This window comes from Brevundimonas sp., assembly GCF_051858995.1.
Taxonomy (GTDB): Bacteria; Pseudomonadota; Alphaproteobacteria; order Caulobacterales; family Caulobacteraceae; genus Brevundimonas.
Map to the genome: position 1 here is coordinate 40,576 of NZ_JBHYGN010000012.1, position 23,785 is coordinate 64,360.

At 68.5% G+C, this 23,785-nt stretch carries 32 protein-coding genes; 20 read left to right on the forward strand and 12 right to left on the reverse strand.

Annotated elements, in window-relative coordinates; translation table 11 throughout:
- Positions 1-87: 87 nt before the first annotated feature.
- Positions 88-453 (forward strand): hypothetical protein, encoded by a 366-nt coding sequence (locus ACTIEF_RS13825; RefSeq protein WP_439472722.1) that lies wholly within the window; start codon positions 88-90, stop codon positions 451-453.
- Positions 454-462: 9 nt separating this feature from the next.
- Here ACTIEF_RS13825 and ACTIEF_RS13830 read toward each other — a convergent pair whose 3' ends face one another.
- The gene (locus ACTIEF_RS13830; protein ID WP_439472723.1) at positions 463-807 is read right to left on the reverse strand and encodes a hypothetical protein; all 345 of its coding nucleotides are present in this window, start codon (positions 805-807) and stop codon (positions 463-465) included.
- 47 nt (positions 808-854) lie between these two features.
- Here ACTIEF_RS13830 and crcB point away from each other — a divergent pair, with 47 nt between their 5' ends.
- From crcB to ACTIEF_RS13860, 6 genes are all read left to right on the forward strand, one after another.
- Complete coding sequence (gene crcB / locus ACTIEF_RS13835; protein WP_439472724.1) at positions 855-1,241, forward strand: fluoride efflux transporter CrcB; 387 nt, start codon at positions 855-857, stop codon at positions 1,239-1,241.
- 8 nt (positions 1,242-1,249) lie between these two features.
- Entirely contained in the window at positions 1,250-2,296 is a 1,047-nt protein-coding gene (locus tag ACTIEF_RS13840; protein ID WP_439472932.1) for an RluA family pseudouridine synthase, read from the forward strand.
- On the forward strand, positions 2,293-2,961 hold the full coding sequence (locus ACTIEF_RS13845; RefSeq protein ID WP_439472725.1) for an HAD-IA family hydrolase: 669 nt from the start codon (positions 2,293-2,295) through the stop codon (positions 2,959-2,961). The genes ACTIEF_RS13840 and ACTIEF_RS13845 overlap by 4 nt, the downstream gene beginning before the upstream one ends.
- 14 nt (positions 2,962-2,975) lie before the next feature.
- Positions 2,976-3,740, forward strand: a complete 765-nt coding sequence (locus ACTIEF_RS13850) for an ATP12 family chaperone protein (RefSeq protein WP_439472726.1) — start codon at positions 2,976-2,978, stop codon at positions 3,738-3,740.
- Positions 3,741-3,879: 139 nt separating this feature from the next.
- Complete coding sequence (locus tag ACTIEF_RS13855) at positions 3,880-4,329, forward strand: hypothetical protein (protein WP_439472727.1); 450 nt, start codon at positions 3,880-3,882, stop codon at positions 4,327-4,329.
- Positions 4,326-4,616 (forward strand): winged helix-turn-helix domain-containing protein, encoded by a 291-nt coding sequence (locus tag ACTIEF_RS13860; protein WP_439472728.1) that lies wholly within the window; start codon positions 4,326-4,328, stop codon positions 4,614-4,616. The genes ACTIEF_RS13855 and ACTIEF_RS13860 overlap by 4 nt, the downstream gene beginning before the upstream one ends.
- Before the next feature lie 172 nt (positions 4,617-4,788).
- Here ACTIEF_RS13860 and ACTIEF_RS13865 read toward each other — a convergent pair whose 3' ends face one another.
- The gene (locus tag ACTIEF_RS13865) at positions 4,789-5,493 is read right to left on the reverse strand and encodes a hypothetical protein (protein ID WP_439472729.1); all 705 of its coding nucleotides are present in this window, start codon (positions 5,491-5,493) and stop codon (positions 4,789-4,791) included.
- 191 nt (positions 5,494-5,684) lie between these two features.
- On the opposite strand from ACTIEF_RS13865, the gene ACTIEF_RS13870 reads away from it, so the two are divergent.
- From ACTIEF_RS13870 to ACTIEF_RS13880, 3 genes are all read left to right on the forward strand, one after another.
- Complete coding sequence (locus ACTIEF_RS13870) at positions 5,685-5,882, forward strand: hypothetical protein (protein WP_439472730.1); 198 nt, start codon at positions 5,685-5,687, stop codon at positions 5,880-5,882.
- Positions 5,883-6,182: 300 nt separating this feature from the next.
- Positions 6,183-6,518, forward strand: coding sequence for a GIY-YIG nuclease family protein (locus ACTIEF_RS13875; RefSeq protein WP_439472731.1), 336 nt, complete (start codon positions 6,183-6,185; stop codon positions 6,516-6,518).
- Between the two features lie 82 nt (positions 6,519-6,600).
- Positions 6,601-6,882 (forward strand): hypothetical protein, encoded by a 282-nt coding sequence (locus ACTIEF_RS13880; protein ID WP_439472732.1) that lies wholly within the window; start codon positions 6,601-6,603, stop codon positions 6,880-6,882.
- Positions 6,883-6,915: 33 nt separating this feature from the next.
- Here the strand turns inward: ACTIEF_RS13880 and ACTIEF_RS13885 are convergent, their stop codons facing one another.
- Positions 6,916-7,578, reverse strand: a complete 663-nt coding sequence (locus ACTIEF_RS13885; RefSeq protein ID WP_439472733.1) for a hypothetical protein — start codon at positions 7,576-7,578, stop codon at positions 6,916-6,918.
- 435 nt (positions 7,579-8,013) lie between these two features.
- Positions 8,014-8,409, reverse strand: a complete 396-nt coding sequence (locus tag ACTIEF_RS13890) for a MerR family DNA-binding protein (protein WP_439472734.1) — start codon at positions 8,407-8,409, stop codon at positions 8,014-8,016.
- A 70-nt stretch (positions 8,410-8,479) separates the two neighbouring features.
- Between ACTIEF_RS13890 and ACTIEF_RS13895 the strand changes: the two genes are divergently transcribed.
- Entirely contained in the window at positions 8,480-9,223 is a 744-nt protein-coding gene (locus tag ACTIEF_RS13895) for a MauE/DoxX family redox-associated membrane protein (RefSeq protein WP_439472735.1), read from the forward strand.
- Positions 9,224-9,310: 87 nt separating this feature from the next.
- On the forward strand, positions 9,311-9,556 hold the full coding sequence (locus ACTIEF_RS13900) for a hypothetical protein (RefSeq protein ID WP_439472736.1): 246 nt from the start codon (positions 9,311-9,313) through the stop codon (positions 9,554-9,556).
- On the opposite strand, the gene ACTIEF_RS13905 is transcribed toward ACTIEF_RS13900, so the two are convergent.
- Entirely contained in the window at positions 9,557-10,006 is a 450-nt protein-coding gene (locus ACTIEF_RS13905; RefSeq protein ID WP_439472737.1) for a MarR family winged helix-turn-helix transcriptional regulator, read from the reverse strand. It abuts the gene before it with no gap.
- Positions 10,007-10,085: 79 nt separating this feature from the next.
- Between ACTIEF_RS13905 and ACTIEF_RS13910 the strand changes: the two genes are divergently transcribed.
- A complete protein-coding gene (locus ACTIEF_RS13910) occupies positions 10,086-10,763 on the forward strand; it encodes a glutathione S-transferase family protein (protein WP_439472738.1) in 678 nt (225 codons plus the stop codon).
- 1 nt (position 10,764) lies between these two features.
- Positions 10,765-11,295: a dihydrofolate reductase family protein gene (locus ACTIEF_RS13915; protein WP_439472739.1), complete on the forward strand. Its 531-nt coding sequence runs from the start codon at positions 10,765-10,767 to the stop codon at positions 11,293-11,295.
- Here the strand turns inward: ACTIEF_RS13915 and ACTIEF_RS13920 are convergent.
- Both ACTIEF_RS13920 and ACTIEF_RS13925 read right to left on the reverse strand, forming a co-directional pair.
- Entirely contained in the window at positions 11,292-12,047 is a 756-nt protein-coding gene (locus ACTIEF_RS13920) for a pseudouridine synthase (RefSeq protein ID WP_439472740.1), read from the reverse strand. The two genes, ACTIEF_RS13915 and ACTIEF_RS13920, sit on opposite strands and share 4 nt — an antisense overlap.
- Positions 12,048-12,075: 28 nt before the next feature.
- A complete protein-coding gene (locus ACTIEF_RS13925) occupies positions 12,076-12,711 on the reverse strand; it encodes a DUF938 domain-containing protein (RefSeq protein WP_439472741.1) in 636 nt (211 codons plus the stop codon).
- Between the two features lie 209 nt (positions 12,712-12,920).
- Here ACTIEF_RS13925 and ACTIEF_RS13930 point away from each other — a divergent pair, with 209 nt between their 5' ends.
- Positions 12,921-14,765, forward strand: coding sequence for a phosphoenolpyruvate carboxykinase (GTP) (locus ACTIEF_RS13930; RefSeq protein WP_439472742.1), 1,845 nt, complete (start codon positions 12,921-12,923; stop codon positions 14,763-14,765).
- Positions 14,766-14,821: 56 nt separating this feature from the next.
- Positions 14,822-15,859, forward strand: coding sequence for an NAD(P)/FAD-dependent oxidoreductase (locus ACTIEF_RS13935; protein ID WP_439472743.1), 1,038 nt, complete (start codon positions 14,822-14,824; stop codon positions 15,857-15,859).
- Here ACTIEF_RS13935 and ACTIEF_RS13940 read toward each other — a convergent pair.
- The gene (locus ACTIEF_RS13940) at positions 15,828-16,568 is read right to left on the reverse strand and encodes a TonB family protein (protein ID WP_439472744.1); all 741 of its coding nucleotides are present in this window, start codon (positions 16,566-16,568) and stop codon (positions 15,828-15,830) included. The genes ACTIEF_RS13935 and ACTIEF_RS13940 overlap by 32 nt on opposite strands.
- A gap of 172 nt (positions 16,569-16,740) precedes the next feature.
- Between ACTIEF_RS13940 and ACTIEF_RS13945 the strand changes: the two genes are divergently transcribed.
- Both ACTIEF_RS13945 and ACTIEF_RS13950 read left to right on the forward strand, forming a co-directional pair.
- Positions 16,741-17,547 carry a transglycosylase SLT domain-containing protein gene (locus ACTIEF_RS13945; protein WP_439472745.1) on the forward strand — a complete coding sequence of 269 codons (807 nt, stop codon included), beginning with the start codon at positions 16,741-16,743 and terminating at the stop codon, positions 17,545-17,547.
- 78 nt (positions 17,548-17,625) lie between these two features.
- A complete protein-coding gene (locus tag ACTIEF_RS13950) occupies positions 17,626-18,768 on the forward strand; it encodes a DUF2336 domain-containing protein (RefSeq protein ID WP_439472746.1) in 1,143 nt (380 codons plus the stop codon).
- Between the two features lie 20 nt (positions 18,769-18,788).
- On the opposite strand, the gene ACTIEF_RS13955 is transcribed toward ACTIEF_RS13950, so the two are convergent.
- The 4 genes from ACTIEF_RS13955 to ACTIEF_RS13970 all read right to left on the reverse strand — a co-directional run bounded on the left by ACTIEF_RS13955 (position 18,789) and on the right by ACTIEF_RS13970 (position 21,997).
- A complete protein-coding gene (locus ACTIEF_RS13955; protein ID WP_439472747.1) occupies positions 18,789-19,424 on the reverse strand; it encodes a DUF4145 domain-containing protein in 636 nt (211 codons plus the stop codon).
- Between the two features lie 69 nt (positions 19,425-19,493).
- Positions 19,494-19,970 (reverse strand): Hpt domain-containing protein, encoded by a 477-nt coding sequence (locus ACTIEF_RS13960; RefSeq protein WP_439472748.1) that lies wholly within the window; start codon positions 19,968-19,970, stop codon positions 19,494-19,496.
- A 67-nt stretch (positions 19,971-20,037) separates the two neighbouring features.
- On the reverse strand, positions 20,038-20,820 hold the full coding sequence (locus ACTIEF_RS13965) for an NAD kinase (protein ID WP_439472749.1): 783 nt from the start codon (positions 20,818-20,820) through the stop codon (positions 20,038-20,040).
- Positions 20,821-20,851: 31 nt separating this feature from the next.
- A complete protein-coding gene (locus ACTIEF_RS13970) occupies positions 20,852-21,997 on the reverse strand; it encodes a DUF2336 domain-containing protein (protein WP_439472750.1) in 1,146 nt (381 codons plus the stop codon).
- A gap of 160 nt (positions 21,998-22,157) precedes the next feature.
- Here ACTIEF_RS13970 and ACTIEF_RS13975 point away from each other — a divergent pair, with 160 nt between their 5' ends.
- A complete protein-coding gene (locus ACTIEF_RS13975) occupies positions 22,158-22,922 on the forward strand; it encodes a class II aldolase/adducin family protein (RefSeq protein WP_439472751.1) in 765 nt (254 codons plus the stop codon).
- A complete protein-coding gene (locus ACTIEF_RS13980; protein ID WP_439472752.1) occupies positions 22,919-23,701 on the forward strand; it encodes a hypothetical protein in 783 nt (260 codons plus the stop codon). Before ACTIEF_RS13975 ends, ACTIEF_RS13980 begins: the two co-directional genes overlap by 4 nt.
- Positions 23,702-23,785 lie beyond the last annotated feature (84 nt).

Below are 23,785 nucleotides of genomic sequence, written 5' to 3' on the forward strand. Positions count from 1 at the left end.
AGCTATCGCCGTTAACCTTGCCCGGGGGCAAGTGAAGTTTCGGTCAGAAGTGTTGTCGGCGAGCCCGGAGGAGGGCACTCTTCCGCCATGAGCTGGATCGCCGCCCTCCTTCTGTCATCCACCCTGGCCAGCGAGCCGCAAGCCGCTCCGCCGTCCCCGGCGCCTCAGCCCCCTTGCGAGAACAGGTTCTACGGTCAGGGTCGTTTGCTGGTGGCGACGGAGGAGACGGCGGAAGCGATCTTCCTGGCCGTGGAGGCGGAGATCTTCCCCGGCGCGAACAAGGCCGAGTTTCCGGTGGTCGAAGCCTTTGAGGCGCCGGGCGATCCGGGGTTTTGGACTGTGATCCGTACCCGGGAGCGCGAGCCTCTCGTGGTCTATAAAGGAGGCGGGCAACTGGAACTGCGCATCGCCAAATGCGATGGTGCCATCTCGCACGTTGCTCTGTCGCGCTGAGCCCTCTGTTCAGTTCGAGAACCGCACCCCGTCGCAGTCGTAGGCGGTGACCGCCGGAACCGGCTCGCGGAATGCCGCCTGGTCGCCCGCCACATAGTCGATCTGGTCTAGCGTGGACCTGAAGGTGCACCGGGCGCCGATCTCCGGCAGGGACTGCCCCATGTAGAGCACATAGTGCTTCGCCACCCGCCCATCATCGGTCCGGCCCGTCGCCCAGAAGGTCACGAACAGATAGCCGGAATCGAACTCGGGCTTTGGACCGACCGCTTCGATGGTCAGGGTCGTTTCGACGGGGGAGGCGGCGGGCGGCTCCTGCGGCAGGGCCAGCGCAGCCAGAAGTGTAGCAACGATCATCCGTCAGACCCTCAACAAAGCCGTGAAACCGCTATAGAGCGCGCACCATGACACGTTTTCTCATCGTTGCAGCCGGGGGCGCGCTCGGCGCCATGGCCCGCTACGGGCTGGGACGATGGCTGCCCGTCACCGGCGGCTGGCCGTGGCCGACGCTGGCGGCCAATGTGGTCGGTGGGCTGCTGATGGGCGCGCTGACCGGCTGGCTGGCCTTCCGGGGCGGAGCGCATGGGGAGAGCCTGCGCCTGTTCGCCGCCGTCGGTGTGCTGGGCGGTTTCACCACCTTCTCGGCCTTCTCGCTGGAGACCGTGCTGATGATCGAGCGCCGTCAGTTCGCCATGGCCGGGGGGTATGTCGCGATTTCGGTGGCCGCCTCGGTGATCGCCCTGTTTATCGGCCTGATCCTGGCCCGCCGCGCTTTCGGAGCCGCGATTTGACTGACGACATCTACAATCCCGCTGACAGCGACGACGCCGACGCGCCGAAAGACGCGCCCAAGCGGGAGGTCCAGACCATCTATGTGGCCGAGGCCGAGGACGGCATCCGGCTGGACCGCTGGTTCCGCCGCCGCTGGCCGCACCTGTCCAACATCCAGGTGCAGAAGATGGCCCGCAGCGGCCAGATCCGCGTCGACGGCGCCCGCATCAAGCCAGAAGGCCGCCTGACCGCCGGCGCCGCCGTGCGCGTGCCGCCGATCCCGGACGACACATCCAGACAAGCGGGCGATCCCCATGCGCTGTCCGAGAAGGACATCGCCTTCGCCAAATCGCTGGTCCTCTATGAGGACGACATGGTCATCGCCCTGAATAAGCCGCACGGTCTGGCCGTGCAGGGCGGCACCAAGACCAGCCGCCATGTCGATCGCCTGCTGGGCGCCTGGGGCGAGGGGATGGAGCGCCCGCGTCTGGTGCACCGTCTCGACCGCGACACCTCCGGCGTGCTGCTGCTCGGCAAGGGACCGGAGGCGGCCAAGCGGCTCGCGGGGGCCTTCGCCCGGCGTCAGGCCAAGAAGACCTATTGGGCCATCGTCATCGGCAATCCCAAGCCGTCGGCGGGCCAGATCGACATGCCGCTGAAGAAGACCGGCATCAACGACTTCGAGATGATGCGCCCGGCCGAGCGCAAGGACCCGCGCGCCGAACCGGCCGAGACCGCCTTCACCACCATCAGCCGCGCCGCCCACCGCGCCGCCTGGATGGCGCTGCGCCCGTTCACCGGCAGGACGCACCAGCTGCGCGCCCACATGGCGGCCATCGGCCACCCGATCCTCGGCGATCCCAAGTACGGCGACGACAAGTCCCGCGAACTGTCCGGCCCGCTGAAGCTGCAACTGCACGCCCGCCGTATCGAGCTGGATCACCCGGCGGGCGGCAAGCTGATCGTCGAGGCGCCGCTGAGCCCCGAGATGAAGGCCGGCTTCGCCCACTTCGGCTTCGACCCGCACGAGGCCGACGGCGAGGACCCGTTCGAGGGAGTCCGCCGCCAACGATGAGGCCCCTCGCAGTTTTCGATATCGACGGCACCCTGGTCGACAGCCGGGCCTCCATCCACCGCGCGGCGGTCGAGGCGGCGCGGGACATGGGCCTGCCGGAGCCGGAGTATGATCGGGTCCGCATGATCGTGGGCCTCAGCCTGCACAAGGCCCTGCATACGCTGGAACCCCAACTGACCGACGCCGAGCTGGCCGACTTCGTCGCCGGCTTCCAGCGCAGCTTCCACCGCATGTACGAGGCCGGGCACGAGGAGCCGCTGTACGACGGCGCCATGGATCACCTGCGCCGTCTGCATCGCGACGGCTGGCGGCTGGCGTTGGCGACCGGCCAGAACCGGCGCGGCGTCGCCCGCAATCTGGCCCGCGTCGGCTGGGCCGAGATCTTCCTCTCCAGCCACTGCGCCGAGGACGGTCCCGGCAAGCCCGATCCGGCCATGCTGAACGCCGCCATGGCCGCCTGCGGGGCGGATGCGTCCAGCACGGTGATGATCGGCGACACCGCCCATGACGCCACCATGGCCGTCAACGCGGGCGTCCTGCCGCTGGGCGTCGGCTGGGGCTTCCATACGCCTGAGGAACAGATCGTCGGCGGCGCCCGCCATGTGGCGAAGAGCTTCGGCGAACTGAATGTGGTGCTGGACGGCTTCGCCCGCGCCACCGCCTGATTGCGAGAGTTCTGATGTCCCACATCCCCCCGCTTGATCCGATGGTCGCCGCGAAGAAGGGCTTCCGCGAGTCCGAGGAGCGGCTGAAACGCTTCTGGAAGGCGGTCGATGTATCGGAAGGGGAGGGAGGCTGGACCGTCCTGCTCGACGGTCGCGCGCCCAAGACTCCGGCCCATGCAAAACTGACCCTGCCGACCGAGGCCGCCGCCCGTCTAGTCGCCGACGAGTGGGCCGCGCAGGGTGAGTTCATCGACCCCGCCACCATGCCCGCCACCCGTCTCGCCTCGACCGCCATCGACCGGGTGTCGCAGGTGCGCGAGGCCGTGGCCGACGAGGTCGCCGCCTACGCCGGGTCCGACCTGCTCTGCTATCCCGCCGAAGCCCCGACCTCTCTGGTCGAACAGCAGGCCCGCGAGTGGGGCGTGTGGCGCGACTGGGCGCGGGATCTGGGCATCCCGCTGGAACTGGCCGAGGGCATCACCCACAAGCCGCAGGACCCCGCCGCCATCGCCCGCGTCCGCGAACTGGCGCTGGAGCTGGACGACTTCGCCCTGACCGGTCTGGCCGCCGCCGTGCCCCTGCTGGGCTCGGCCGTGCTGGGTCTGGCGGTTCAGCGCGGCGCCCTGAACGGCGACCTGGCCTTCGACCTGTCCCGCATCGACGAGGCCTTCCAGGAATCCCGCTGGGGCGTCGACGAGGAAAACGCCGCCCGCACCCAAGCCCGCCGCGCCGAGGCCGTTCTGTTCGACCGGTGGTTCCGCAGTCTCCTCCCCGCCTGACGGGGAGGGGGACCGCGCGTAGCGTAGTGGAGGGGCGCCGACGGCATCCCTGATCCCCACTTTCCAATCTGGAAAATTATCACTTGCCATCGTGGAAAGTGACGTCTAGCTTTCCAATATGGAAAGTGAGGAGGTCGCCATGACGGAGAACCCAACCCCTGAGGAAGCCCTCGCCGCCATCAAGGCCGCGCGCGGCGAGGTGGGACGGTCGCTCGACTATCACCCCATGTGGGACGTGGTCGGCGGCATACCGATCGCCATCATGGTCGGCGGGCAGGGCCTGCCGCCGCCGTGGAGCACCCTGACGGTGGTGTTCGGCCTGCTCGGCGTCGTCTGGTCGATGAACGCCTGGAAGGCCCGCTTCGGCTGGTGGGTCAACGGCTACAGCCCCAGGAAGGCCCGCTGGGTCTCCTTCGCCCTGGTCGCCCTGATCATGCCCCTGATGCTGGCGGGCCTGTGGACCAGCCTCTGGGACGGCCCGCGCTGGCTGCCGCTGGTCAACGCCGTCATCGCCTGGATCATCATGGCCATCGGCAGCCGGGTCTGGATGAAGGTCTACCGCAGGGAACTGGCCGAGGCCGACGCATGAGCGACCTCCCCGTCTTCGACCCGATCCTGCACGCTCCCGGCCGCCTGCAGATCGGCGCCATCCTGTCCCGCGTCGACGAGGCCGAGTTCGCCATGATCCGCGACGCCATCAAGGTCTCGGACTCGGTCCTGTCCAAACACCTGAAACAGCTGGAAGAGGCCGGCTACATCAAGCTGACCAAGGCCGCCCAGGACGGGCGGCAGCGGACGTGGATCAGCTTCACCATGGCGGGCAAGCTGGCCTTCAGGGCCCATGTGGCGGAGTTGCAGCGGCTGGCGGGGGGATGATCTCATCTTGCCATCGTCATCCTAGGGGGGCGCGCAGCGAACCCCGGGACCCAGCGGCGCGCGTGCGCGCGAAGCTGTCGAGAACTCAGGCCTCCTACGGCCGGTGTCTCGCCGCCGTCGCGGCACCGCTGGGGCCCGGCTTTCGCCGGGATGACGATAGCGAAGGGTGTGATCAATCCCGCGGATGCGCGACCGCGGGCAGGCGGTCGCCGCCCAGGACGGTGGCGAACCGCTCCAGCCGCGCCTGCGCCGCCGCGCAATCGGCGGGCAGGCAGGCGGTGTTCAGCTTCAGGAAGGTGTCCTGCTGGCCGATGTAGAGGCCGATCTCGGTCACCTGTTCGCCGTTGAAGGCGGTGGTGGCGCGGCAGGTCAGCTGGCGCAGGGCGCCGACGGTCGTCTCCTGACAGTCCAGCGAGGCCGGGTCGCGGTGCAGGGCCATGCCGGCGCCGGCCAGCGCCCGGCCCGCGTCGTCCGGCATCTGGGCGAAGCCGTTCATGTCGGCCTCGAAGGTGAAGATGACGAAGGCGGGCGCGCCGTCGGCGCAGGCGTAGAAGCCTCGTCCGCCGCGATCCAGTGAGGCGAAGCCGCCGCCCTGCGGCAGGCCGTTCAGCCATTGCAGGCTGCAGCCGCCCTCCGTACGCGGCAGGGTCAGGCCGGTGGCCACATGCTCGACCGCCGCGTCCGAGACGCGCACCGCATTGTCCAGCGGGTTCTCCGACAGGTCCGGCGCCCGGCTCGCATTGAAGATCGGCGAGCCCAGATACCGGCTCCCGTCCGCCCGCGTCTGGACCTGATAGGGCTGGGGTCGCGTCTGGGCCACGGCGGTGGCGCTGGAGACGCCCAGCGCCATCAGCAGGGCGGCGGTCAGAAGGCGCATGCGACGGGTCTTTCGTGAGAATTTCCGACCCTAGGCAGATTGCATGTCAAACGCGATACAAGGCGCGTGATCAGCCCCCTCTTCCTCTGCTCCCGCAACCGCCTGCGCTCGCCGACCGCCGAGCAGGTGTTCGCGCGTCATCCCGGCGTTGAGGCCGCCTCGGCCGGGCTGGCGCCGGATGCGGAGGGGGGGTGCTCGTTCGAGCTGGTCGAGCCAACACCGACATCATCTTCGTCATGGAGAAGGCGCACCGGTCGAAGCTGCAGCGCCGCTTCCGCCACCACCTGAAACCCGCCCGCGTCATCTGCCTCGAAATCCCCGATGACTACGCCTTCATGCAGCCCGAGCTGGTGGCGCTGCTGGATCGGAAGGTGGCGCGGTATCTGTAGCGCCGACGCCAAGTGATTTCGCTCTTGTCATCCCGGCCGAAGCGAAGCGGAGAGCCGGGACGGGGTGGCGCTTTCAACGCTTCCCGCCCGGAAGCTGCGCAGCAGTTATCCGGGCGACGGTCAGCCTTCATCGCGGCGTCATGGCGAGAGCGTGCGGAACTCTGCTTCCGGCTCAGCCCTGCGGGCTGTCCGGAAGGGATGGTTTTATGTTCCGCGCGTCCCGGCTCTCCGCTTCGCTTCGGCCGGGATGACAGGAGGGGCCTCTTGCGAACGCACTGGGATGCATCCGAAGGTTGCATCATGCGCGACCCCGACCAGAGCTACTGGGTCTACATCGTCGCCAGCGGGCCATGCGGCTGGCTGTATGTCGGCATGACCAACAATCTGATCCGTCGGATTGATGAACACCGGCACGGCCAGATCGACGGGTACAGTCGCGAGCGCGGGACCGACCGGCTGGTCTGGTACGAACAGCATCGCTACGTCGATCAGGCCATCCTGAGAGAGAAGCGGATCAAGCGATGGCTGCGGCCGTGGAAGTTCGCCCTGGTCGAGGCGGCGAACCCGCATTGGGCGGACCTCTATCCCGATCTCCTCCCCGTCGACGCCCGTCAACTCCTGATCCCCATCCATTAACTTCACCAAACTTTGAGTTGTGATGCTCGCCCCCGAGGCGTCCCCTCCGTTCGCGCACCCAAGCGCAATCAGGGAGGATCGTATGTTCAACAGGATCAAGAGCCTGGCTGTCGTCTCCGCCGTGGCCTTCGCCGCTGTGGGCCTCACCGGCGCGACCGCGGTCGACTATCCGCCGGAAGACACCGGCTACATCTACGAGTGGTACTACGACGCCGCCAAGACCCAGTACGGCGGCACGGTCACCGACTACGGCTGCGGCGGCTGGGGCCAGAACCGCTGGGTCCAGCGGGCCTATGTGCCGTCCGGCTATTACGACACCTATGTCGCCTTCTACTGCGGGCCGTACGGCATGGAGCCGATCTGAGGCCGGGTGAGGGGCGCTCGAACCGGGCGCCCCTCACTCCAGCAGGATGTTCGCCCCCAGTACCACGCCGGTGGTGAGAATGAACACGCCGGCGGCCCAGAACGTCGCGCGCCAGCCGGTCATGCCCGGCACGGACATCAGCCAGCGCCGCTGAATGGCGATGTACCAGACCGTGCTGATCACGACGACCAGCGCCCCCAGCACCGTCGTCCACTCGGCGGAATCGCGCACCGCCATCGAGCCGAGGCTGACCAGGATCGAGGTCGCGCCCGACAGATAGCACTGGGCGAAGAAGGGTGGGCGCAGGGTGTCGCGGTCGATCTTGCGCCCCGACAGCTTCAGCCAGGCCCAGGCGAAGACCAGCGGGTGCAGGCTGAACATCAGGGCGCGGAAGATCAGCAGGTTCTCGTCGCTGGATGTCACCAGCCGGCCCAGCCCGTCTCGGTACTGCTCGACCCCGTACCCCAAAGCCATTTCCAGCCCGTGCGCCAGCAGGATGCTGAGCACCAGGAACATCGGCGGGCTCAGGGTCTCCAGATACTGCTTGTCCGGCTTGTCGCGCTGCTCGGCGTCCGAATAGCGCATGGTCTTCAGCGGACGGGTCAGCGTCATGAACAGCGTCCGCGGATAGAAGAGCAGCCACGACATGACCTCGTAGAGCAGCTCTTCCACCGAGCGCAGGATGGTCAGGAACATGGGCGGGGCCTTACGGGTGGAAGGGGAGAGTAGCGCGGAATTCCAAACGATCCCTCACTTCTTCATGGCGAAGCTCTTGTCATCCCGGCCGAAGCGACGCGGAGAGCCGGGACGGGTCGGGACACCACTCTCATCCCTTCCAGACAGCCCATCGGGCTGAGCCGGAAGCAGGGTTCGGCCCGCTTGATGTGCCAGTCGGCCATCCGCCGCCCTTCGCCCGGATAACTGCTGCGCAGTTTCCGGGCGGGGAGCATTGAAACGCCATACCGTCCCGGCTCTCCGCTTCGCTCCGGCCGGGATGACAAGGGCCGTTGGCCGCACGTCCAATAACGACGCATCGGCCTGCTAGAGTGCCCGTTTCAGGTCTTTGACATCGCATCCAACGTAGACGGCATAGACGGCATAGACGGTGTATTTCGACCGTCTATCGGGGGCCTACCCCTCGAACGCCGTGATGATCGGGCACGGCCCTGCCGCCTCCTCGCCGCAGGCCTTCGCCAGCCGTCGCAGCGCTGACCGCGCCGTCTCCAGTTCGGCGATCTTGGCGTCCAGTTCGGCCAGCCGGGTCCGCGCCAGGTCGCGTGCCCGGGCCCGGTCCTGACCGGCGTCCAGCGCCAGCAGTTCGCCGATCTGGTCCAGCGTGAACCCCGCTGTCCGGGCCGAGCGGATGAACCGCAGCCGCCGCGCGGCCTCGGCCCCGTAGCGCCGGACCCCGTCGCCCGATCCTCCGCTGGGCGGCGTCTCCAGCAGGCCGCGCCGCTGGTAGTAGCGGACGGTCTCCACACCCACGCCGCCTTGGCGGGCGAGCCCGCCGATGGTCGGATCGCGCATCCCTTGACTCCGTACCATGGTACGGACCCCAGATAGGGCGCGGGCCGTTGTGAACAAGCCGGAGATCCCGATGTCTGACCCTCGTAAGACCGCCGTCCTCTACCGCATGGTCATGCCCGACCATGTCTGTCCCTATGGGCGGAAGGCGCTGTGGCTGCTGAAGCGCAAGGGCTATGCGGTCCAGGACCATCATCTGAAGACCCGCGCCGCGACCGACGCCTTCAAGGCCGAACACGGCGTCGCCACCACGCCCCAGACCTTCATCGATGGCGACCGGGTGGGCGGCTACGACGACCTGCGCCGCTTCTTCGGCCAGAAGGTCCCGGAGGCCGGCGCCACCAGCTACGTCCCCGTGCTGGCTGTCTTCGCCGTGGCCCTGCTGCTGGCCGGGGTGGTGGTCTGGTGGATGGACGGCCCGGTGCTGGCCAATCTGCCGCCCGCCTTCATCGCCCTCTCCATGTGTCTGCTGGCCATGCTGAAGCTGCAGGACATCGAGAAATTCTCGACCATGTTCCTCAACTACGACCTGCTGGCGCAGAAATGGCCGCCCTATGGCTACATCTATCCCTTCGCCGAACTTGGGGCCGGGGTGCTGATGCTGGCGGGCGTCCTGACCTGGCTGTCGGCGCCCGTGGGCCTGTTCATCGGCGGCGTCGGCGCGGTGTCGGTGTTCAAGGCCGTCTATTTGGACAAGCGCCATCTGAAATGCGCCTGTGTCGGCGGCTCGACCAATGTCCCGCTGGGCTTTGTCTCCCTGACCGAGAACCTGATGATGATCGCCATGGCGGTCTTTATGTTCGCCAGCGGGCACTGAGGTGACTGCAGGCGCGAATCAGCGCATCGATGATACACGTATAGCGAGTAATCGCGGTTTCTGGTCCAGTATGGCCAGGGAGGCGGCATGTGGATGCAAGGACTTCACGGAGCCGTCCGGGTGCGTTGCCCGGAGTGTTGCGAGGCCGACTGGCGCACGGTGATCGAGCTGGACAGCGGCCGTCCGTTCACCTGCTACATGTGCCTTTCCCGCAGCCCCAAACCCTTGCCCGCCCGGGGGCTGAGCGAAGGCTGCGCCACCCGCCTGTCCACCGTCAGCCGCCGCTTCCGCAGTCTGTTCCGCAAGCGGGGCGGACAGGACGCGGTGGTCTGATCAGCGGCCCAGCAGGCGGCGCAGGTCCCCGCGCACCCGGTCGCCGCCGCCGCTCTCGAGCTCGGCCTCGACCTGTTTATGGGTCTCGACCCACAGCGGCGTCGCCCGAGCCAGCAGGTCTCGCCCCGTGGCCGTCAGCGCAACCCGACGCCCGCGCCGGTCATCCGGATCGACGGTGCTGATGACCGCGCCGGACCGTTCCAGCGGCTTCAGATTGGCCGTCACGGTCGAGCGATCCATGGCCAGGGTGTCGGCTACCTGACCGATGGTCGGCGGGGCAGGGCGGTTCAGGCTGTTCAGCAGCGAGAACTGGCCGCTGGTCAGGCCCAGAGGGCGGAACACCTCATCGAACCGCCGCGACAGCGCCCGCGCCGCCTGCTGGGTGTGCAGGCACAGGCAGTGATCCCGGATGTGCAGGGTCGTCGCGAAGGGCTCGGGCACGTTTGACATGCGCTCAGATAGGTTGATATCAACTCAAACGTCAAGAAATGACCCGGCCTTCAGAGCCATCGGCACAAGGAAACGCCCCATGATCCAGGTCACCGCCTTCAAATGGGTGCCGCCCTTCGCCCAGGGCTCGGTGCGCGACATCCGGGTGCGCTGGGCGCTGGAAGAGGCCGGGCTGGGCTATGACGACCAGCTGATCGGCTTTGAGGATCAGGCCACGCCCGCCTACCGGGCCCAGCAGCCCTTCGGCCAGGTCCCGGCCTATCGCGACGACACGGTCGAAATGTTTGAAAGCGGCGCCATCGTTCTGTGGATCGCCCAGAACTCCGACCAGTTGATGCCCGCCGACGACGCGGAGCGGGCCATGGTCCTGACCTGGCTGTTCGCCGCCATGAACAGCGTCGAGCCCACGGTGGCCGAGCTGGCGACCATTGATCTGTTCAACGCCGACAAGGACTGGGCGAAGGCCCGCCGCCCCGAGGTCGAGGGCTTCCTGCGCAAGCGGCTGGGCGATCTGCAGACGGCGTTGGGCGACCGCCGCTGGTTCGCCAATGACCGCTTCAGCGCAGCCGACATCCTGATGACCCATGTCCTGCGCGACCTGCGCCACACCGACATCCTCGCCGACTTCCCGGCCCTGGCCGCCTATGTCGCCCGCTGCGAGGCCCGCCCGGCCTTCAAGCGCGCGCTGGCGGATCAGCTGAAACCGTTCAAGGCGGCGGAGGCCAGGAACCCGGCCCTGACCGGCGGGGCCGCCTGACATGGCCCGGCTCGTCTTCGGCATGAACCAGTCGCTGGACGGCTACGTCGACCACGACGCCTTCGCGCCCGACGCCGTCCTGTTCCGCCACTTCATCGATCAGGTGAAGGGGCAGGCGGGCAGTCTCTACGGCCGCCGCCTCTACGAGATCATGGCCTACTGGGACGACGATCATCCCGAATGGACGGCCGACGAGCGCGAGTTCGCCGAAGCCTGGCGCGCCCATCCGAAATGGGTCGTGTCGCGCTCGCTCAAGTCCGTCGGTCCCAACGCCACCCTGATCTCCGACGATGTCGAGGCGGCGGTCCGCAAGCTCAAGGCCGAGGTCGAGGGCGAGATCGAGGTGGGCGGTCCGAAGCTGGCCAAGAGCCTCGGCGACATGGGCCTGATCGACTCCTACCGCATCTACCTCCACCCCTACGTCACCGGCGGCGGCGCGCCCTTTTTCATCGGCCCCCGGCCCAAGCTGCGTCTGGTGGACAGCGAACGCATCGGCGCCGAGGCGATCCGGCTGACCTACGTTCCGGCCTAACCGCCTACCAGCGCCTCACGCTCCTCGGCTGTCAGCATCCGCCATTTGCCCTCGGGCAGGTTGTCCAGCTTCAGCGGGCCGATGCGGACGCGGAGCAGGTCGGTGACCTCCAGGTCGACCATCTCGCACATGCGACGAATCTGGCGGTTGCGGCCCTCGCGCAGGATGAATTTCAGCCGGTGCGACTCCATCCGGCTGACATAGGCGGGCTTGAGCTGGCGTCCGTCCAGCATCAGGCCGTGACGCAGCATCTTCAGCTTCTTCTCGGTGATGTCGCCGGACACCCGGACCAGATATTCCTTGTCCAGATCGGACTGTGGCCCGATCACCGCCTTGGCCACCACCCCGTCCGACGACAGCATCAGCAGGCCCCGCGAGTCCTCGTCCAGCCGTCCGATGGGGGGCAGGGAGACGTCACCCGGAACCTCGCCCGGCCCGACCTGGGTGCCCGCGCTGATCAGGCGGATGGCGGGCAGCTTGTCCGGTTCCGGCTGGCCGGAGACATAGCCGACCGGCTTGTGGATCACCACAGTGACGCCCTCGGCCAACTGGGCCGTGGCCGCGTCGCTCAGCGTCAGGGTCTGGCCCGGCTCCAGCTTGCGGCCCGCATCGCGCACCACCTCGCCGTCGATGGACACCAGCCCGTCGGCGATCAGGGCGTCGGCCTCGCGCCGCGAGCAGACGCCCGACTGGCCCAGCCACTTGTTGATGCGAACGGGCTCGGCGCCGTCATAGGTCTTGGTGAAGCTCATGGGGCGGCCTCTAGCACGTCGCGCGCCGTCACACCGCCCGGAACAGCAGCATGATGTTGTTCGCGGGCATCTCCACCCGCCGGGTCAGGGCCAACCCCGCCGTCTTCGCCTCGGCTGCGACCACGTTCCGGTCGCGCAGGCCCCAGTCGGGGTTGCGGCTCTTCAGGCTGACATCGAAGTCGGCGTTGGATGGGGCCAGGTCGACCTCCGCCTCCCGATAGGGGCCGTAGACGGCCAGCAGGCCGCCGGGACGGACCAGCGACCGGCCCGCCAGCCGCATCAGGCCTTCCGTCGCCGCCCACGGGCTGATGTGGATCATGTTGATGCAGACCATCGCCTCGAAGGGGCCGGTCGGCCAGCCGGTCTCGTCCAGCATGTCCAGCGCCAAGGGCGGGTTCAGGTTCGGCAGCTTCGCGTCGCCGGCCCAGGCGGCCATGCTGGCCCGCGCCTCGGCGGACGGGTCGCTCGGCGTCCAGTCCAGACCGGGCAGGGCGCCGGCGAAGGCGACGGAGTGCTGGCCGCTGCCGCCCGCGATCTCCAGCACCCGGCCGCGCGCGGGCATGTGGGCTTTCAGCACCTCGAGGATCGGCCCGGCGTTGCGGAGCGAGGCGGGGGAGTTCAGCCCGCCTTCGGGAGTCGCGTTCAGGGCGTCCATCGTCTGCATGGCCGCCCGATACCCCGCCCACGCCGGGATCGCGACCGGAAATGTGCAGATCGCCCGGCGTCGGGGCCTCGCGAGAGGTTGAAACTTGCATCGGTTGACGACGCTCGGCCTTCGGTGTCATTCCGGCTGAAACATAGCGTGATCACACGCACAGGGAGGGGCCACGGCGGCGATCAGATCACCGGGCCTTCACGGTTCAGGAGACCAGCGTGACCCAATCGATTCCCGGCCTTCACCCGGCCCCGACCAACCATGCCGGTCTGGTCGCCTGGGTCGAGCAGATCGCGGCGCTGACCAGGCCCGCGCGCGTCCACTGGTGCGACGGCTCGGACGCCGAGAAGGAGGCCATCGTCGCCGACCTGATCGGCAAGGGCACGCTGAAGGCGCTGGACCCGGTCAAGCGCCCGGGCAGCTACTACGCTGCCTCGGACCCCAAGGACGTCGCCCGCGTCGAAAGCCGCACCTTCATCTGCTCGGCCAACCAGATCGACGCCGGTCCGACCAACAACTGGGCTGATCCGGTCGAGATGCGCGCCCGCATGGACGGCCTGTTCGACGGCTGCATGACCGGTCGCACCATGTATGTCGTGCCCTTCTCGATGGGGCCGCTGGGCTCGAAGATCAGCGCCCTCGGCGTCGAGATCACCGACAGCGGCTATGTCGCCGTCTCCATGGGCATCATGACCCGCATGGGCCAGCCGGCGCTGGACGTGCTGGGCGACGACGGCGTCTTCGTGCCCGCCGTCCACACCCTCGGCGCTCCGCTGGCCGAGGGACAGGCCGACGTGGCGTGGCCGTGCAATGAGGACAAGTGGATCGTCCACTATCCCGAGACCCGCGAGATCTGGTCCTACGGCTCGGGCTACGGCGGCAACGCCCTGCTGGGCAAGAAATGCTACGCCCTGCGCATCGCCTCGGTCATGGCCCGCGATGAGGGCTGGCTGGCCGAGCACATGCTCATCCTCAAGCTGACCAATCCGGAGGGGCAGGCGAAATATATCGCCGCCGCCTTCCCCTCGGCCTGCGGCAAGACCAACCTGGCCATGCTCCAGCCCGCCATCCCCGGCTGGAAGGCCGAGACGGTCGGTGACGACATCGCCTGGATGCGCTTCGGCGACGATGGCCGCCTCTACGCCGTGAACCCGGAAGCGGGCTTCTTCGGCGTGGCCCCGGGCACCAGCCGCAACACCAACCAGAACGCGCTCGCGACGCTGGCGAAGAACACCATCTTCACCAACACCGGCCTGACCCACGACGGCGACGTCTGGTGGGAAGGCCTGTCCAAGGACGCCCCGGAAGGCCTGACCAACTGGAAGGGCGCGGCCCACGATCCGGCCTCGGGCGAGCCCGCCGCCCACCCGAACGCCCGCTTCGCCGCCCCGGCCCATCAGTGCCCGACCATCGCGCCCGAGTGGGAAGACCCGCGCGGCGTGCCGATCGACGCCATCCTGTTCGGCGGCCGCCGCGCCTCGGCCGTGCCGCTGGTCACCGAGGCCTTCGACTGGGAGCACGGGGTCTTCATGGGCTCGTCGGTCGCCTCTGAAGGCACCGCCGCCGCCGAGAACAAGGTCGGAGAGCTGCGTCGCGATCCCTTCGCCATGCTGCCCTTCTGCGGCTACAACATGGGCGACTATTTCGCCCACTGGCTGGCCATGGGCGGCAAGACGGACGCGTCGAAGCTGCCGCGCCTCTACTTCGTCAACTGGTTCCGCAAGAACGAGGACGGCAAGTTCGTCTGGCCGGGCTTCGGCGACAACGCCCGCGTCCTGAAATGGATCGCCCAGCGTCTGGACGGCCAGGCCGAGGCCGTGGACACCCCGGTCGGCCGCGTCCCGTCGGTCGAGGCGCTGGACCTGTCGGGCCTGACCCTGTCGGACGCCGATCTGGCCACCCTGCTGGACGTCGACGCCGAGGTCTGGGCCGAGGAAGCCGCCCTGATCCCCGCTTTCTACGAGACCTTCGGCGACCGCCTGCCCAAGGCCCTGTGGGACCAGCACGCGGCCCTGACCGCCCGCATCGACGCCCGCCGCGCAGCGGCTATCGCCGCCGAGTAACGCGCGGACAGAACGTCCACTTGCAAAACAAGCGCGGCGGGTCGATGTGACCCGCCGTGTCTTCTTCCCCGAATGTGATCGTCATCGGCGCGGGGGTGCTGGGTCTGTCCAGCGCCGCCGAACTGGCCGCGCGCGGCCATGCGGTGACCGTGCTCGATCCGGGCGGCCCCAACGCCTCCTCGGCGGCGGCTGGGATGATCGCCCCGGCCATGGAAAGCCTGATCGACGGCCTGTCGCCGGACCATGCGGCCCTGCTGAAGCGCGGGCGCGACCTGTGGCCCGCCTTCGCCGGTCAGCACGGCCTGACCCTGCATCTGGACGGCGCCGAGTGGCGCGGCCCTGACCCGGACGCCGCCGTCGTGATCCTGCGTCGGCTCGGCTTCGCCGCCGAACGGGCGGGGGAGGGGCTGTTCACCCCCGACGACTGGCGCATCGAGGCGCAAGGGGCGCTGGCCCAGCTCTCGGTCCTGCCCGGCGTGGCCCGCGTAGAGGCGACGGTCGCGCGCCTGTTCCACGCCGACGGCCTGTGGACGGTGGTTTCAGCCGATGGACGCCAGTGGACGGCGCCGGCGGTGGTGCTGGCCACCGGCGCGGCGACGGCCCTGCCGGGGCTTCCTGAGGCTGTTGCGGCCCTGGTGGACGCCATCGAGCCGATCCGGGGGCAACTGACCCCCATCGTCTGCGCGGCGCCTCAGCGGGTCCTGCGCGGCCCGGGCGGCTATGCGACCCCGACCGCCGACGGCGCCCTGTGCGGGGCCACCATGCAGTCGGGCGAACGCAGCACCGACCCGGACATGGAGATCGCGGCCAGACAGGTCGCCAACGGCGTCGCCCTGATCGGCGGCGAAGGCCAGGCCGGTCAGCCGCGCGTTGGCATTCGCGGCGCGTCGCCCGACGGCCTGCCGATGGCGGGACCGTCCGGCGCGCCGGGCCTGCATCTGGCGCTGGCCCCCCGTCGCAACGGCTGGCTGCTGGGGCCGATGGTCGGGGCGATCGTCGCGGACGGGATCGAGGGCCGCGCGCCTCTTGCGGACGCGTCGGCCCTCTCGCCCCTCCGGGTCTTTACTCAGCCGGCGGCACGAAGCGCAGGTTGATAGCGACCCGGGACCCTTCCGCCGCACCGTCAACGGTGCGGGGGTTGATCCGGAAGTGACGCGACAGCCGCTGGGCCGCCGCGCCGAAGCCGGCGCCGCTGGGCGTCTCGCCGGTGACGGCGCAGTCCGAGACCCGGCCATTGGCGCCGACCAGGCAGTTCAGCGTCGCCGATCCGGCCAGTCCGCGCTGCAGCGCCGTGTTCGGATAGGCCCGCATCATCTGGTCCGCATTTGGCTGGCTGATCCAGCTGGGGTTGCGGATGACGCGGACGGCGGGCGGTTCCGGCTGAGGCTGGGTCGCCGGCGGGGCGCGATCCACAGGATTGTCGACCGGCGGGAAGCTGATCGTCGGACCGTCGCTCGGCCGGGCGTCCGGGTTGATCGGAACCGGCAGGGTGTCGGTGGGGGTGACCGGCGCGGGCGTGGGATGAATCCGGGGATTCGGCGCCACGGGCTTCGTCACCTCGGGCTTGGGCTCGACCTTGGGCGGGGGCTCCAGCGTGATGATCGGACCGGTGATGGTCGGCGGCTCGTCCATCACCATCTGCTTCAGCTCAAACCGCTGATAGTACAAGGCGATCCCGACCGCGGCGTGGGCCGCCGCCACGATGGCGATGGCGGTCCAGGTGGAGCGCGACAGGCGTCGCGTCTTGCGTTCGTGGAAGTCGATGGGGCTCACCAGTCCGGGGCCCCCGGCAGTACGGATCATCATGGTCTTCGTCCCAGTCTTTCACTGTCCCCACAGCGTCCCTGACGAAAATGGAGCGCTGCCGTTGGGGCGGGTTTGCGGCGAGGATCGGGCCGGATTGGACGGGTGAAAGAACGTGACTTTCCGGTCACGTTAAGGGCTCGTTAACCAGAGTTCGCCAGCGTTAACGATTATGACCATCAGGGCGATTCCATCGTCAGGCGGGGTAGAGGCGGCCATCCGGCGTGCGTCCAGCGCAACGGGTGTGGACGCCGACTTCCTCGTGCGCACAGCGCGCCGCGAAAGCGCGATGAATCCGAATGCGCGCGCGCCGACGTCCTCGGCCTCGGGTCTGTTCCAGTTCATCGAGCAGACCTGGCTGGGCACGGTGAAGGCCCATGGCGCCAAGCACGGCTACGGCCAGTACGCGGACCTGATCTATCGCGGCTCGGACGGGCGCTGGCGGGTCGAGGGCTCGGCGCGCAATGTCGTGCTCGATCTCCGCTTCGATCCTCAGGCCGCTTCGACCATGGCCGCCGAGCTGACGGCCCAGAACGCCGCCTATCTGCGGGGCCGCACCGGACGTGAACCGGGGGCGGGCGATCTCTACGCCGCCCACTTCCTCGGACCGGCGGGGGCGGCCCAGCTGATGGAGGCCATGGACCGCCGTCCGGGGGTCAGCGCGGCGTCGATCTTCCCTGAGGCGGCGGCGGCCAATCGCTCCATCTTCTATCGTAACGGCCGCCCGGCGACGGTGGCCGAGGTCCACGCCAATCTCCAGCGCTCGGCGGGCGAGGGGGCTCCGGCGGCGGGCGCGGGTTCGGGCGACCTGCTCGGCGGCCCGCCCATCCTGTCCGAGCGCGACCAGATGCTGGCGGCGCGACTGGATCGGCTGAAACAGGATCAAAGCCTGCTGGCCCTGCTGCTGGGTCAGGACGGCGACGGCAAGGCGGGCGGCTTCGGCGGCGCCTTCGGGCCGGGAGAGAAGTCGGACGTCTGAGGCCGAATCCGGCCATGGTGAACCGCCCGTTAACGATGGTGGCCCGATGGTGCTCCAAAGCCAGACCCTGAGCGTCCCATGACCGCCTTTCGCGCCCGCCTGACCGAGATCGACATCCGTCGCCTGATCCAGTCCGCGGATGAGGATGAACGCGCCGCCGCCGCCCACAAGCTGTGTCGCAACATGGACAAGGCGCCGCTGGACGAACACGAGCGCGCCGCCGCCCAGAAGATCCTGCGCCTGATGGCCAATGATGCCGCCGAACTGGTCCGCCGGGCCATGGCGGTCACGCTGAAGTCCTCCGACCTGATCCCGCGCGACGTGGCCCGCCGTTTGGCCGCCGACGTCGACAGCGTCGCCCTGCCGATGATCAATTTCTCGCCGGTCTTCTCGGACGAGGATCTGATCGAGATCGTTCAGGCCGGATCGGTCGTGCGTCAGACCGCCGTGGCCTCACGCCCGCGCGTCAGCCGCGACGTCGCCGCCGCCGTGGCTGAGGTCGGGGCCGAGCCCGCCGTGCGCGCCCTCGCCGCCAATGACAACGCCGACATCGCCGAGGCCGCTCTGGGCCGCTGCGTCGACCGCTTCGGTGACCGGCCCGAGATCGTCGCCGCCCTGGCCTATCGTCAGGTCCTGCCCCTGTCGGTGACCGAGCGTCTGGTCGAGATGGCCTCCGAGGCCGTGCGCGAGCATCTGGTTACCCGCCACTCGGTCGCGCCCGAGACCGCCATCCGGCTGGCCTCCTTCGCCCGCGAGCGGGCCACCGTCGATCTGGTCGATCAGGCGGCCAACCATGCCGACCTGCCGCAGTTCGTGGCCAGCCTGCACGCTCGCCGCGCCCTGACCGGCTCCCTGCTGCTGCGGGCGCTGGCGCGAGGCCAGATGGCCCTGTTCGAGCATGGTCTGGCTGAGCTGGCGGGCGCCCCGCACCAGCGCGCCTGGCTGATGATCCACGACGCCGGTCCGCTGGGGCTCAAGGCCATCTACGATCGCGCCGGCCTGCCGCCGCGCCTGTTCCAGGCCTTCCGCGCCGGTGTCGACACCTGGCGCAACCTGCAGGCCGAGGGCGTGGACACCACGAACGACGCCTTCCGCGAGCAGATGCTCGAACGCTTCCTGACCCAGCGCCCCAACGCCCCGCGCGAGGACCTGGCCTATCTGATGGAACGCCTCGATCAGGCCCCCATGCCTCCCCGCAAGATGGCCGGCGTCGCGGCGTAGCTCTGTCCGATTTTCCCGATCTATTCCGGAGGGGGAGGTTCGGTCTGTTCTCGATAGCGCGAAACTTCGCCAGGCAACTCAAACGCGTATTTCAGGAATGTCTCAGTAAAGAGGCGAAGTGGCTTTGCATCGGCTTCCGTAAATTCGTCCGGTTCGTGTAGCGCCTCGTTGCCATCGATCCGGACGTGATCCGCCCACGCGCGCATTTCAGGCGTGATGCGATGTTCTTCGTGAAGCCACTGCAGGCGTTGATAGAAGGTAAGGCGCGGTGGCACGCCGTCCATTCCTTTGGTGGCGATATCCAAGGCAGAGCGATACATGGCGACGGCCGCGTTCCAGTTGCCTCTTTGATAGGCCTCTTCACCTTCTATGAAGCGTTTGGCAACGCTCGCGGGAGTATGTTCTGGTGCTGATAGTGAGACGATCTCAGGCCAAGTCTGCCTAATTTGCCAATAGTCGTGCGTGATGTCTCCGACGGATTTCACGAAATCCGTATCATACCCAGCTGTATTGACTGCGCGTCCGCTGATCGGGAGGTGGCATGCGCCGCAACGCGCAAGGAAAAGCTTCCCGCTCGGGTTTCCTTCTTGCCACGCAATGTTGGCAGCCACATGGGCGATCCCACAATGTGGACAGTCGATTTTAACCAAAGCCATGAGCGCCTCCCTGAACACCGTTAGGGCGGGGGAGCTGGCAATGTCTAGAGGGTGCGGCGCCGGGCGTGATCAGCCCTGATGCTGGGCCACCTTGGCTTCCAGCGTCTCGGCCAGGATCTTGCCGGTCGGGTGGTCGTCGGTCTGGATCTGGTCGCGGACCACGGCCTTGATGGCGTCGATGTGGGCGTCGATCAGCATCAGCGGCGCGGCCATGCGCTTGGCCGGATCATCCATCATCTTGCACAGCGAACCGGCCAGACGGGTGACCAGCGGATACTGGTAGGTGGTGCCCAGGCCCTTCAGGTCGTGGGCGCGGAAATACAGGTTCTCGGCGGTCTGGGCGTTGTAGCCCTGGACGCGGATGTCCGACTGGGCCTTGTCCAGCTTGACGATCTCGTCCTGCAGCCATTGGCCGAACTGGGCCGACATGGCCTTCAGCGCTTCCTCGGCCTTGGCGATGGCGTTGGCGTCGATGCCGCCGAACGCGCCGCCGACCTTCATGCGAAGGGTGTTGGGCGGACGAATGACCTGGGCCGAATTGCTCACCGGGCGCTCCCGTAAATTGACTGGCGATCACGGTCGCACGGACGACCTTAAGAAGCCGTGCACAGCCTCAGGAGGCGAACTGCTCGGCCAGCACGCGTTCCTCGAACGAGCGTCCTTCGTCGAACAGCATGGTCAGGGCGATGTCCCGCCGCTCGCGCACATCGACGCGCACCACGCGCCGGACCTCGAAATTGTCGGCGGTGGCGCTGACCGGCCGCTTGTCGGCCTCCAGGATCTCGAAACAGACCGTCGCCTGATGCGGCAGCAGGGCCCCGCGCCAGCGCCGGGGGCGGAAGGCGCTGATCGGGGTCAGGGCCAGCACGCGCGAATCCAGCGGGATGATCGGGCCGTGGGCCGACAGGTTGTAGGCGGTCGATCCCGCCGCCGTGGCCACCAGGCAGCCGTCGCAGGCCAGTTCCTCCAGCCGCACCCGACCGTCAACGCTGATCCTCAGCTTTGCGGTCTGCCGCGTCTGACGCAGCATGGAGACCTCATTGATGGCCAGCCCGCTGTGCACCTGACCGCTCTCGGTCCAGGCGTCCATCTGCAGCGGGTGGATGACCGCGCGACCCGCCCCGGCCAGCCGCTCCAGCAGGCCGTCGTCCTCGTAGTCGTTCATCAGGAAGCCGACCGAGCCGCGGTTCATGCCGAACACCGGGGTGCGGCGCTCCATGACCGTGTGCAGGGTCTCCAGCATGAAGCCGTCGCCGCCCAGGGCCACGATCACATCGGCCTGATCCTCGGGGACCGAGCCGTAGCGTTCGGCCAGACGCACGCGCGCCTCCTGCGCCTCCGGACGGTCGGAGGCGGTGAAGGCCAGGCGAAGGGAACGATCAGAAGGCGAGGTCACGACCGCACGCAAGCCGAGCCGAACGGTGAAGTCAAACGGCGATGCGCTGTTGCTCGTCCTGATCCGGGCCGATGATGGCGCGGAAGGCGCGGGCCGCCGAGGTCGGCGACAGCGAGCCGCGCTGCCACACCGGCTTGCCAAGGTCGCCCGGTAGGCCGTGGTTCAGCTTGCGTAGCTCGACCAGCAGGCTGGGGAAGACCGCCCGGTCGATGCCGACCGAGGAGCAGGCGTAATACAGGGCTTCCGGCGTCGGGCTGTTCAGCGCCTGCCGGATCTGATTGACCGTATAGCCGCCCAGGGTGGCCAGGCCGTGCACCAGCAGGCTCATGCGGCGCTCGCGCACGGCGCGGATCAGCATGGCGGGCTTCAGCTGGCCCGCGGCCTGCAGCTTGGCGACCAGGCGACGCTCCATCTCCTCGCGCTCGGGCGTGTCGGGGGCGAAGTCTTCCGGTCGGGCCTGGCGCAGCACGCCCTCGACGGCGTCATAGACCGCCGTGCCCAGCTTGCGCTCATCGACCTGGAAGCGGGTGGTGATCGACTCGCGCAGGGCCGAACCGACCCAGTGATACATCTGCTCGGCCAGCGCCTGGCTCAGGCCGGGGTGGCGCGACAGCGGGCCGCGCAGGGCGGCGATGCGGCGCGAATGCTCGACCAGACGGCGGAAGCCTTCACCGCTGATCTGGGCGGTGCGGTTGGTGGCCAGCGCGGTCAGCACGGCGGGAACGGCGCGTTCGATGACGGCGTCGGCGATGCGGCCGCTGATCTGCGGGCGGCGGGCCACGGCGATCTGGTGGTCCAGCGAGGCCTCGATCAGGATCTGCAGCAGGTCGTCATCCTGCAGCACCGGGCTGGAGGCCAGGATGGGGGCGGCGATCTCGATCTCGTCCAGCGCCAGCACATTGACCAGCGCCGGCGGCGCCCAGTCGGCGTGGGCCAGACGGTCGGCCAGGGCCTTGCGGATGTCGCGTTCGGCCTGCCGGGCCAGGAACAGGAAGATCTCGCCCAGGATGGGAGACATCTGGCCGTCCGGCGGGCTGGCGTCGCACAGGGCCAGCACGCCCAGCAGCAGCCGCTGGCGCGCGTCGGTACTGTTGTTGCGGGCTAGGGCCAGCAGGTCTTCCGCGCGCGGCGCGCGCTCCGGCATCCGGGAGGAATTAAGCTGGACGAGGACGGTCACAAACGTCTCCGGAAAACCGACATGGTTTCGGCGGGCTTTACCGTAACGTTCGCAAGTTAAAGACGCGGTTAACGGAACCTGAATCTTGACGCGGATCAACGTGCGCGCGAGCGTGCCGGCCCATAAGGCCGATAACGATAATCAGGCGAGGACTACAGCTATGGCGGACGGCGCGATCACATCGATCCGGTCGAGGGTTTCAGAGGCGGAATGGAAGGCGCGCGTCGAGCTCGCGGCGCTCTACCGGCTCGTCGCCCTGCACGGGTGGGACGACATGATCTTCACCCACATCTCGGCCCGCGTGCCGGGACCGGAGCATCACTTCCTCATCAACCCCTACGGCTGGTATTTCGAGGAGATGACGGCCTCCTGCCTGGTGAAGGTCGATCTGGACGGCAACATCGTCCAGGAGACGGACAGCTTCATCAATCCGGCGGGCTTCACCATCCACTCGGCCATCCACGGGGCCCGGGAGGACGCGCATTTCGTCATCCACCTGCACACCGTCGCGGGCGTCGGCGTCGCCGCCCAGAAGGAAGGCCTGCTGCCCATCGGCCAGAACGCCTGCCTGCTCCAGCATCAGGTCGCCTACCACGGCTATGAGGGGCTGGCCCTCGACCACGAAGAGCGCGAGCGCCTGATCGCCGACATGGGCGACAAGCCGCTGATGCTGCTGCGCAACCACGGCACCCTGGCGGTCGGTCAGACGGCCGCGGCGGCCTGGCTGGGCATCTTCTTCCTCGAACGCGCCTGCGCCCAGCAGGTCGCGGCCCTGTCCGGCGGGCGCGAGCATGTCCTGTTCGCTCCCGACGAGGCGCAGGACGTGACCAGGGAGCAGGGCAAGGGGATCAGCTTCATTTCGGCCCTCGCCTGGCCGGGCGCGTTGCGTATGCTCGACAGGAAGTCGCCCGGCTACGACACTTGAAGCCGACCGGGGGGCTGCTGCTGACGCTGGCGGCCCTCGCGGTCGCCGCCCCGGCTACGGCCGGTCCCTGGACCCTGCCCAAGGGCGACGGGCAGGTGATCGTCAAGCTGGAGGCCATGCGCGCCGATCAGGGCTTCGACCCGAACAGCGACCTGCTCCCGCTCCCCGCCGAGCGCCGTGACACGGCGGTCTCCCTCTTCGCCGAATACGGCCTCACTTCCCGCCTGACCGTCCGGCTGAAAACAGACTGGCAGTCGGGCGAGGACGCCTTCGTCGATTACGAGGGCCGTGGTCCGCTGGAGATCGGCCTGAACTGGCAGGTCTGGCGCGACGACAAGACGGCTTTAGCCCTCTACGGCGGCGTCGCTGACGGCGGGGAGGGGCGCAACGCCGGCTACGCCGACCCCGGCATCGGCGGTCAGGACTGGGAGGTCCGCGCCGCCCTGGGCCGTTCCTTCGGTCCCGGCCGCTGGATGGGACCCGGCGCCACTGGCGGCTTCGTCACCCTTGAGGCCGCCCGGCGCCTGCGCGGCGGCCTGCCGGACGAGACCCGCGTCGACGCCACCCTTGGCGTCCATTTCGGCGAAAAATGGATGGTGCTCAATCAGGCCTACGCCGGTCAGGCCGATGGCGGCGGGCCCCGCTGGCTGTCGGTCGAGACGTCTCTGGTGCGGCATTTCGGCCCGTGGGCGGTCCAGTTCGGCTGGCGGGAGGCTCTCAGCGGGCGCGAAACCCCGCGTTCCGGCGGTCCGGTGCTGGGCTTGTGGCGCCGGTTTTAAGCGCGACGGAATCCGAAACAGCGCCCGTTACATGAACTTAAGTTGCGTCGACGGCGGGAGCCGCTAAGTCGGCACGTCCCCAGA

Coding starts and splice junctions, on each gene's coding strand:
- ACTIEF_RS13865 (WP_439472729.1), bottom strand. CDS start 5,493: ATGCGCCTTCTGACCGCCGCCCTGCTGATGGCGCTGGGCGTCTCCAGC.
- ACTIEF_RS13885 (WP_439472733.1), bottom strand. CDS start 7,578: ATGTTCCTGACCATCCTGCGCTCGGTGGAAGAGCTGCTCTACGAGGTC.
- ACTIEF_RS13925 (WP_439472741.1), bottom strand. CDS start 12,711: ATGCAGACGATGGACGCCCTGAACGCGACTCCCGAAGGCGGGCTGAAC.
- ACTIEF_RS13900 (WP_439472736.1), top strand. CDS start 9,311: ATGTGGATGCAAGGACTTCACGGAGCCGTCCGGGTGCGTTGCCCGGAG.
- ACTIEF_RS13975 (WP_439472751.1), top strand. CDS start 22,158: ATGGCGGACGGCGCGATCACATCGATCCGGTCGAGGGTTTCAGAGGCG.
- ACTIEF_RS13915 (WP_439472739.1), top strand. CDS start 10,765: ATGGCCCGGCTCGTCTTCGGCATGAACCAGTCGCTGGACGGCTACGTC.
- ACTIEF_RS13940 (WP_439472744.1), bottom strand. CDS start 16,568: ATGATCCGTACTGCCGGGGGCCCCGGACTGGTGAGCCCCATCGACTTC.
- ACTIEF_RS13850 (WP_439472726.1), top strand. CDS start 2,976: ATGTCCCACATCCCCCCGCTTGATCCGATGGTCGCCGCGAAGAAGGGC.
- ACTIEF_RS13830 (WP_439472723.1), bottom strand. CDS start 807: ATGATCGTTGCTACACTTCTGGCTGCGCTGGCCCTGCCGCAGGAGCCG.
- ACTIEF_RS13945 (WP_439472745.1), top strand. CDS start 16,741: ATGACCATCAGGGCGATTCCATCGTCAGGCGGGGTAGAGGCGGCCATC.
- ACTIEF_RS13950 (WP_439472746.1), top strand. CDS start 17,626: ATGACCGCCTTTCGCGCCCGCCTGACCGAGATCGACATCCGTCGCCTG.
- ACTIEF_RS13955 (WP_439472747.1), bottom strand. CDS start 19,424: ATGGCTTTGGTTAAAATCGACTGTCCACATTGTGGGATCGCCCATGTG.
- ACTIEF_RS13895 (WP_439472735.1), top strand. CDS start 8,480: ATGTCTGACCCTCGTAAGACCGCCGTCCTCTACCGCATGGTCATGCCC.
- crcB (WP_439472724.1), top strand. CDS start 855: ATGACACGTTTTCTCATCGTTGCAGCCGGGGGCGCGCTCGGCGCCATG.
- ACTIEF_RS13860 (WP_439472728.1), top strand. CDS start 4,326: ATGAGCGACCTCCCCGTCTTCGACCCGATCCTGCACGCTCCCGGCCGC.
- ACTIEF_RS13855 (WP_439472727.1), top strand. CDS start 3,880: ATGACGGAGAACCCAACCCCTGAGGAAGCCCTCGCCGCCATCAAGGCC.
- ACTIEF_RS13905 (WP_439472737.1), bottom strand. CDS start 10,006: ATGTCAAACGTGCCCGAGCCCTTCGCGACGACCCTGCACATCCGGGAT.
- ACTIEF_RS13825 (WP_439472722.1), top strand. CDS start 88: ATGAGCTGGATCGCCGCCCTCCTTCTGTCATCCACCCTGGCCAGCGAG.
- ACTIEF_RS13890 (WP_439472734.1), bottom strand. CDS start 8,409: ATGCGCGATCCGACCATCGGCGGGCTCGCCCGCCAAGGCGGCGTGGGT.
- ACTIEF_RS13880 (WP_439472732.1), top strand. CDS start 6,601: ATGTTCAACAGGATCAAGAGCCTGGCTGTCGTCTCCGCCGTGGCCTTC.
- ACTIEF_RS13920 (WP_439472740.1), bottom strand. CDS start 12,047: ATGAGCTTCACCAAGACCTATGACGGCGCCGAGCCCGTTCGCATCAAC.
- ACTIEF_RS13910 (WP_439472738.1), top strand. CDS start 10,086: ATGATCCAGGTCACCGCCTTCAAATGGGTGCCGCCCTTCGCCCAGGGC.
- ACTIEF_RS13845 (WP_439472725.1), top strand. CDS start 2,293: ATGAGGCCCCTCGCAGTTTTCGATATCGACGGCACCCTGGTCGACAGC.
- ACTIEF_RS13875 (WP_439472731.1), top strand. CDS start 6,183: ATGCGCGACCCCGACCAGAGCTACTGGGTCTACATCGTCGCCAGCGGG.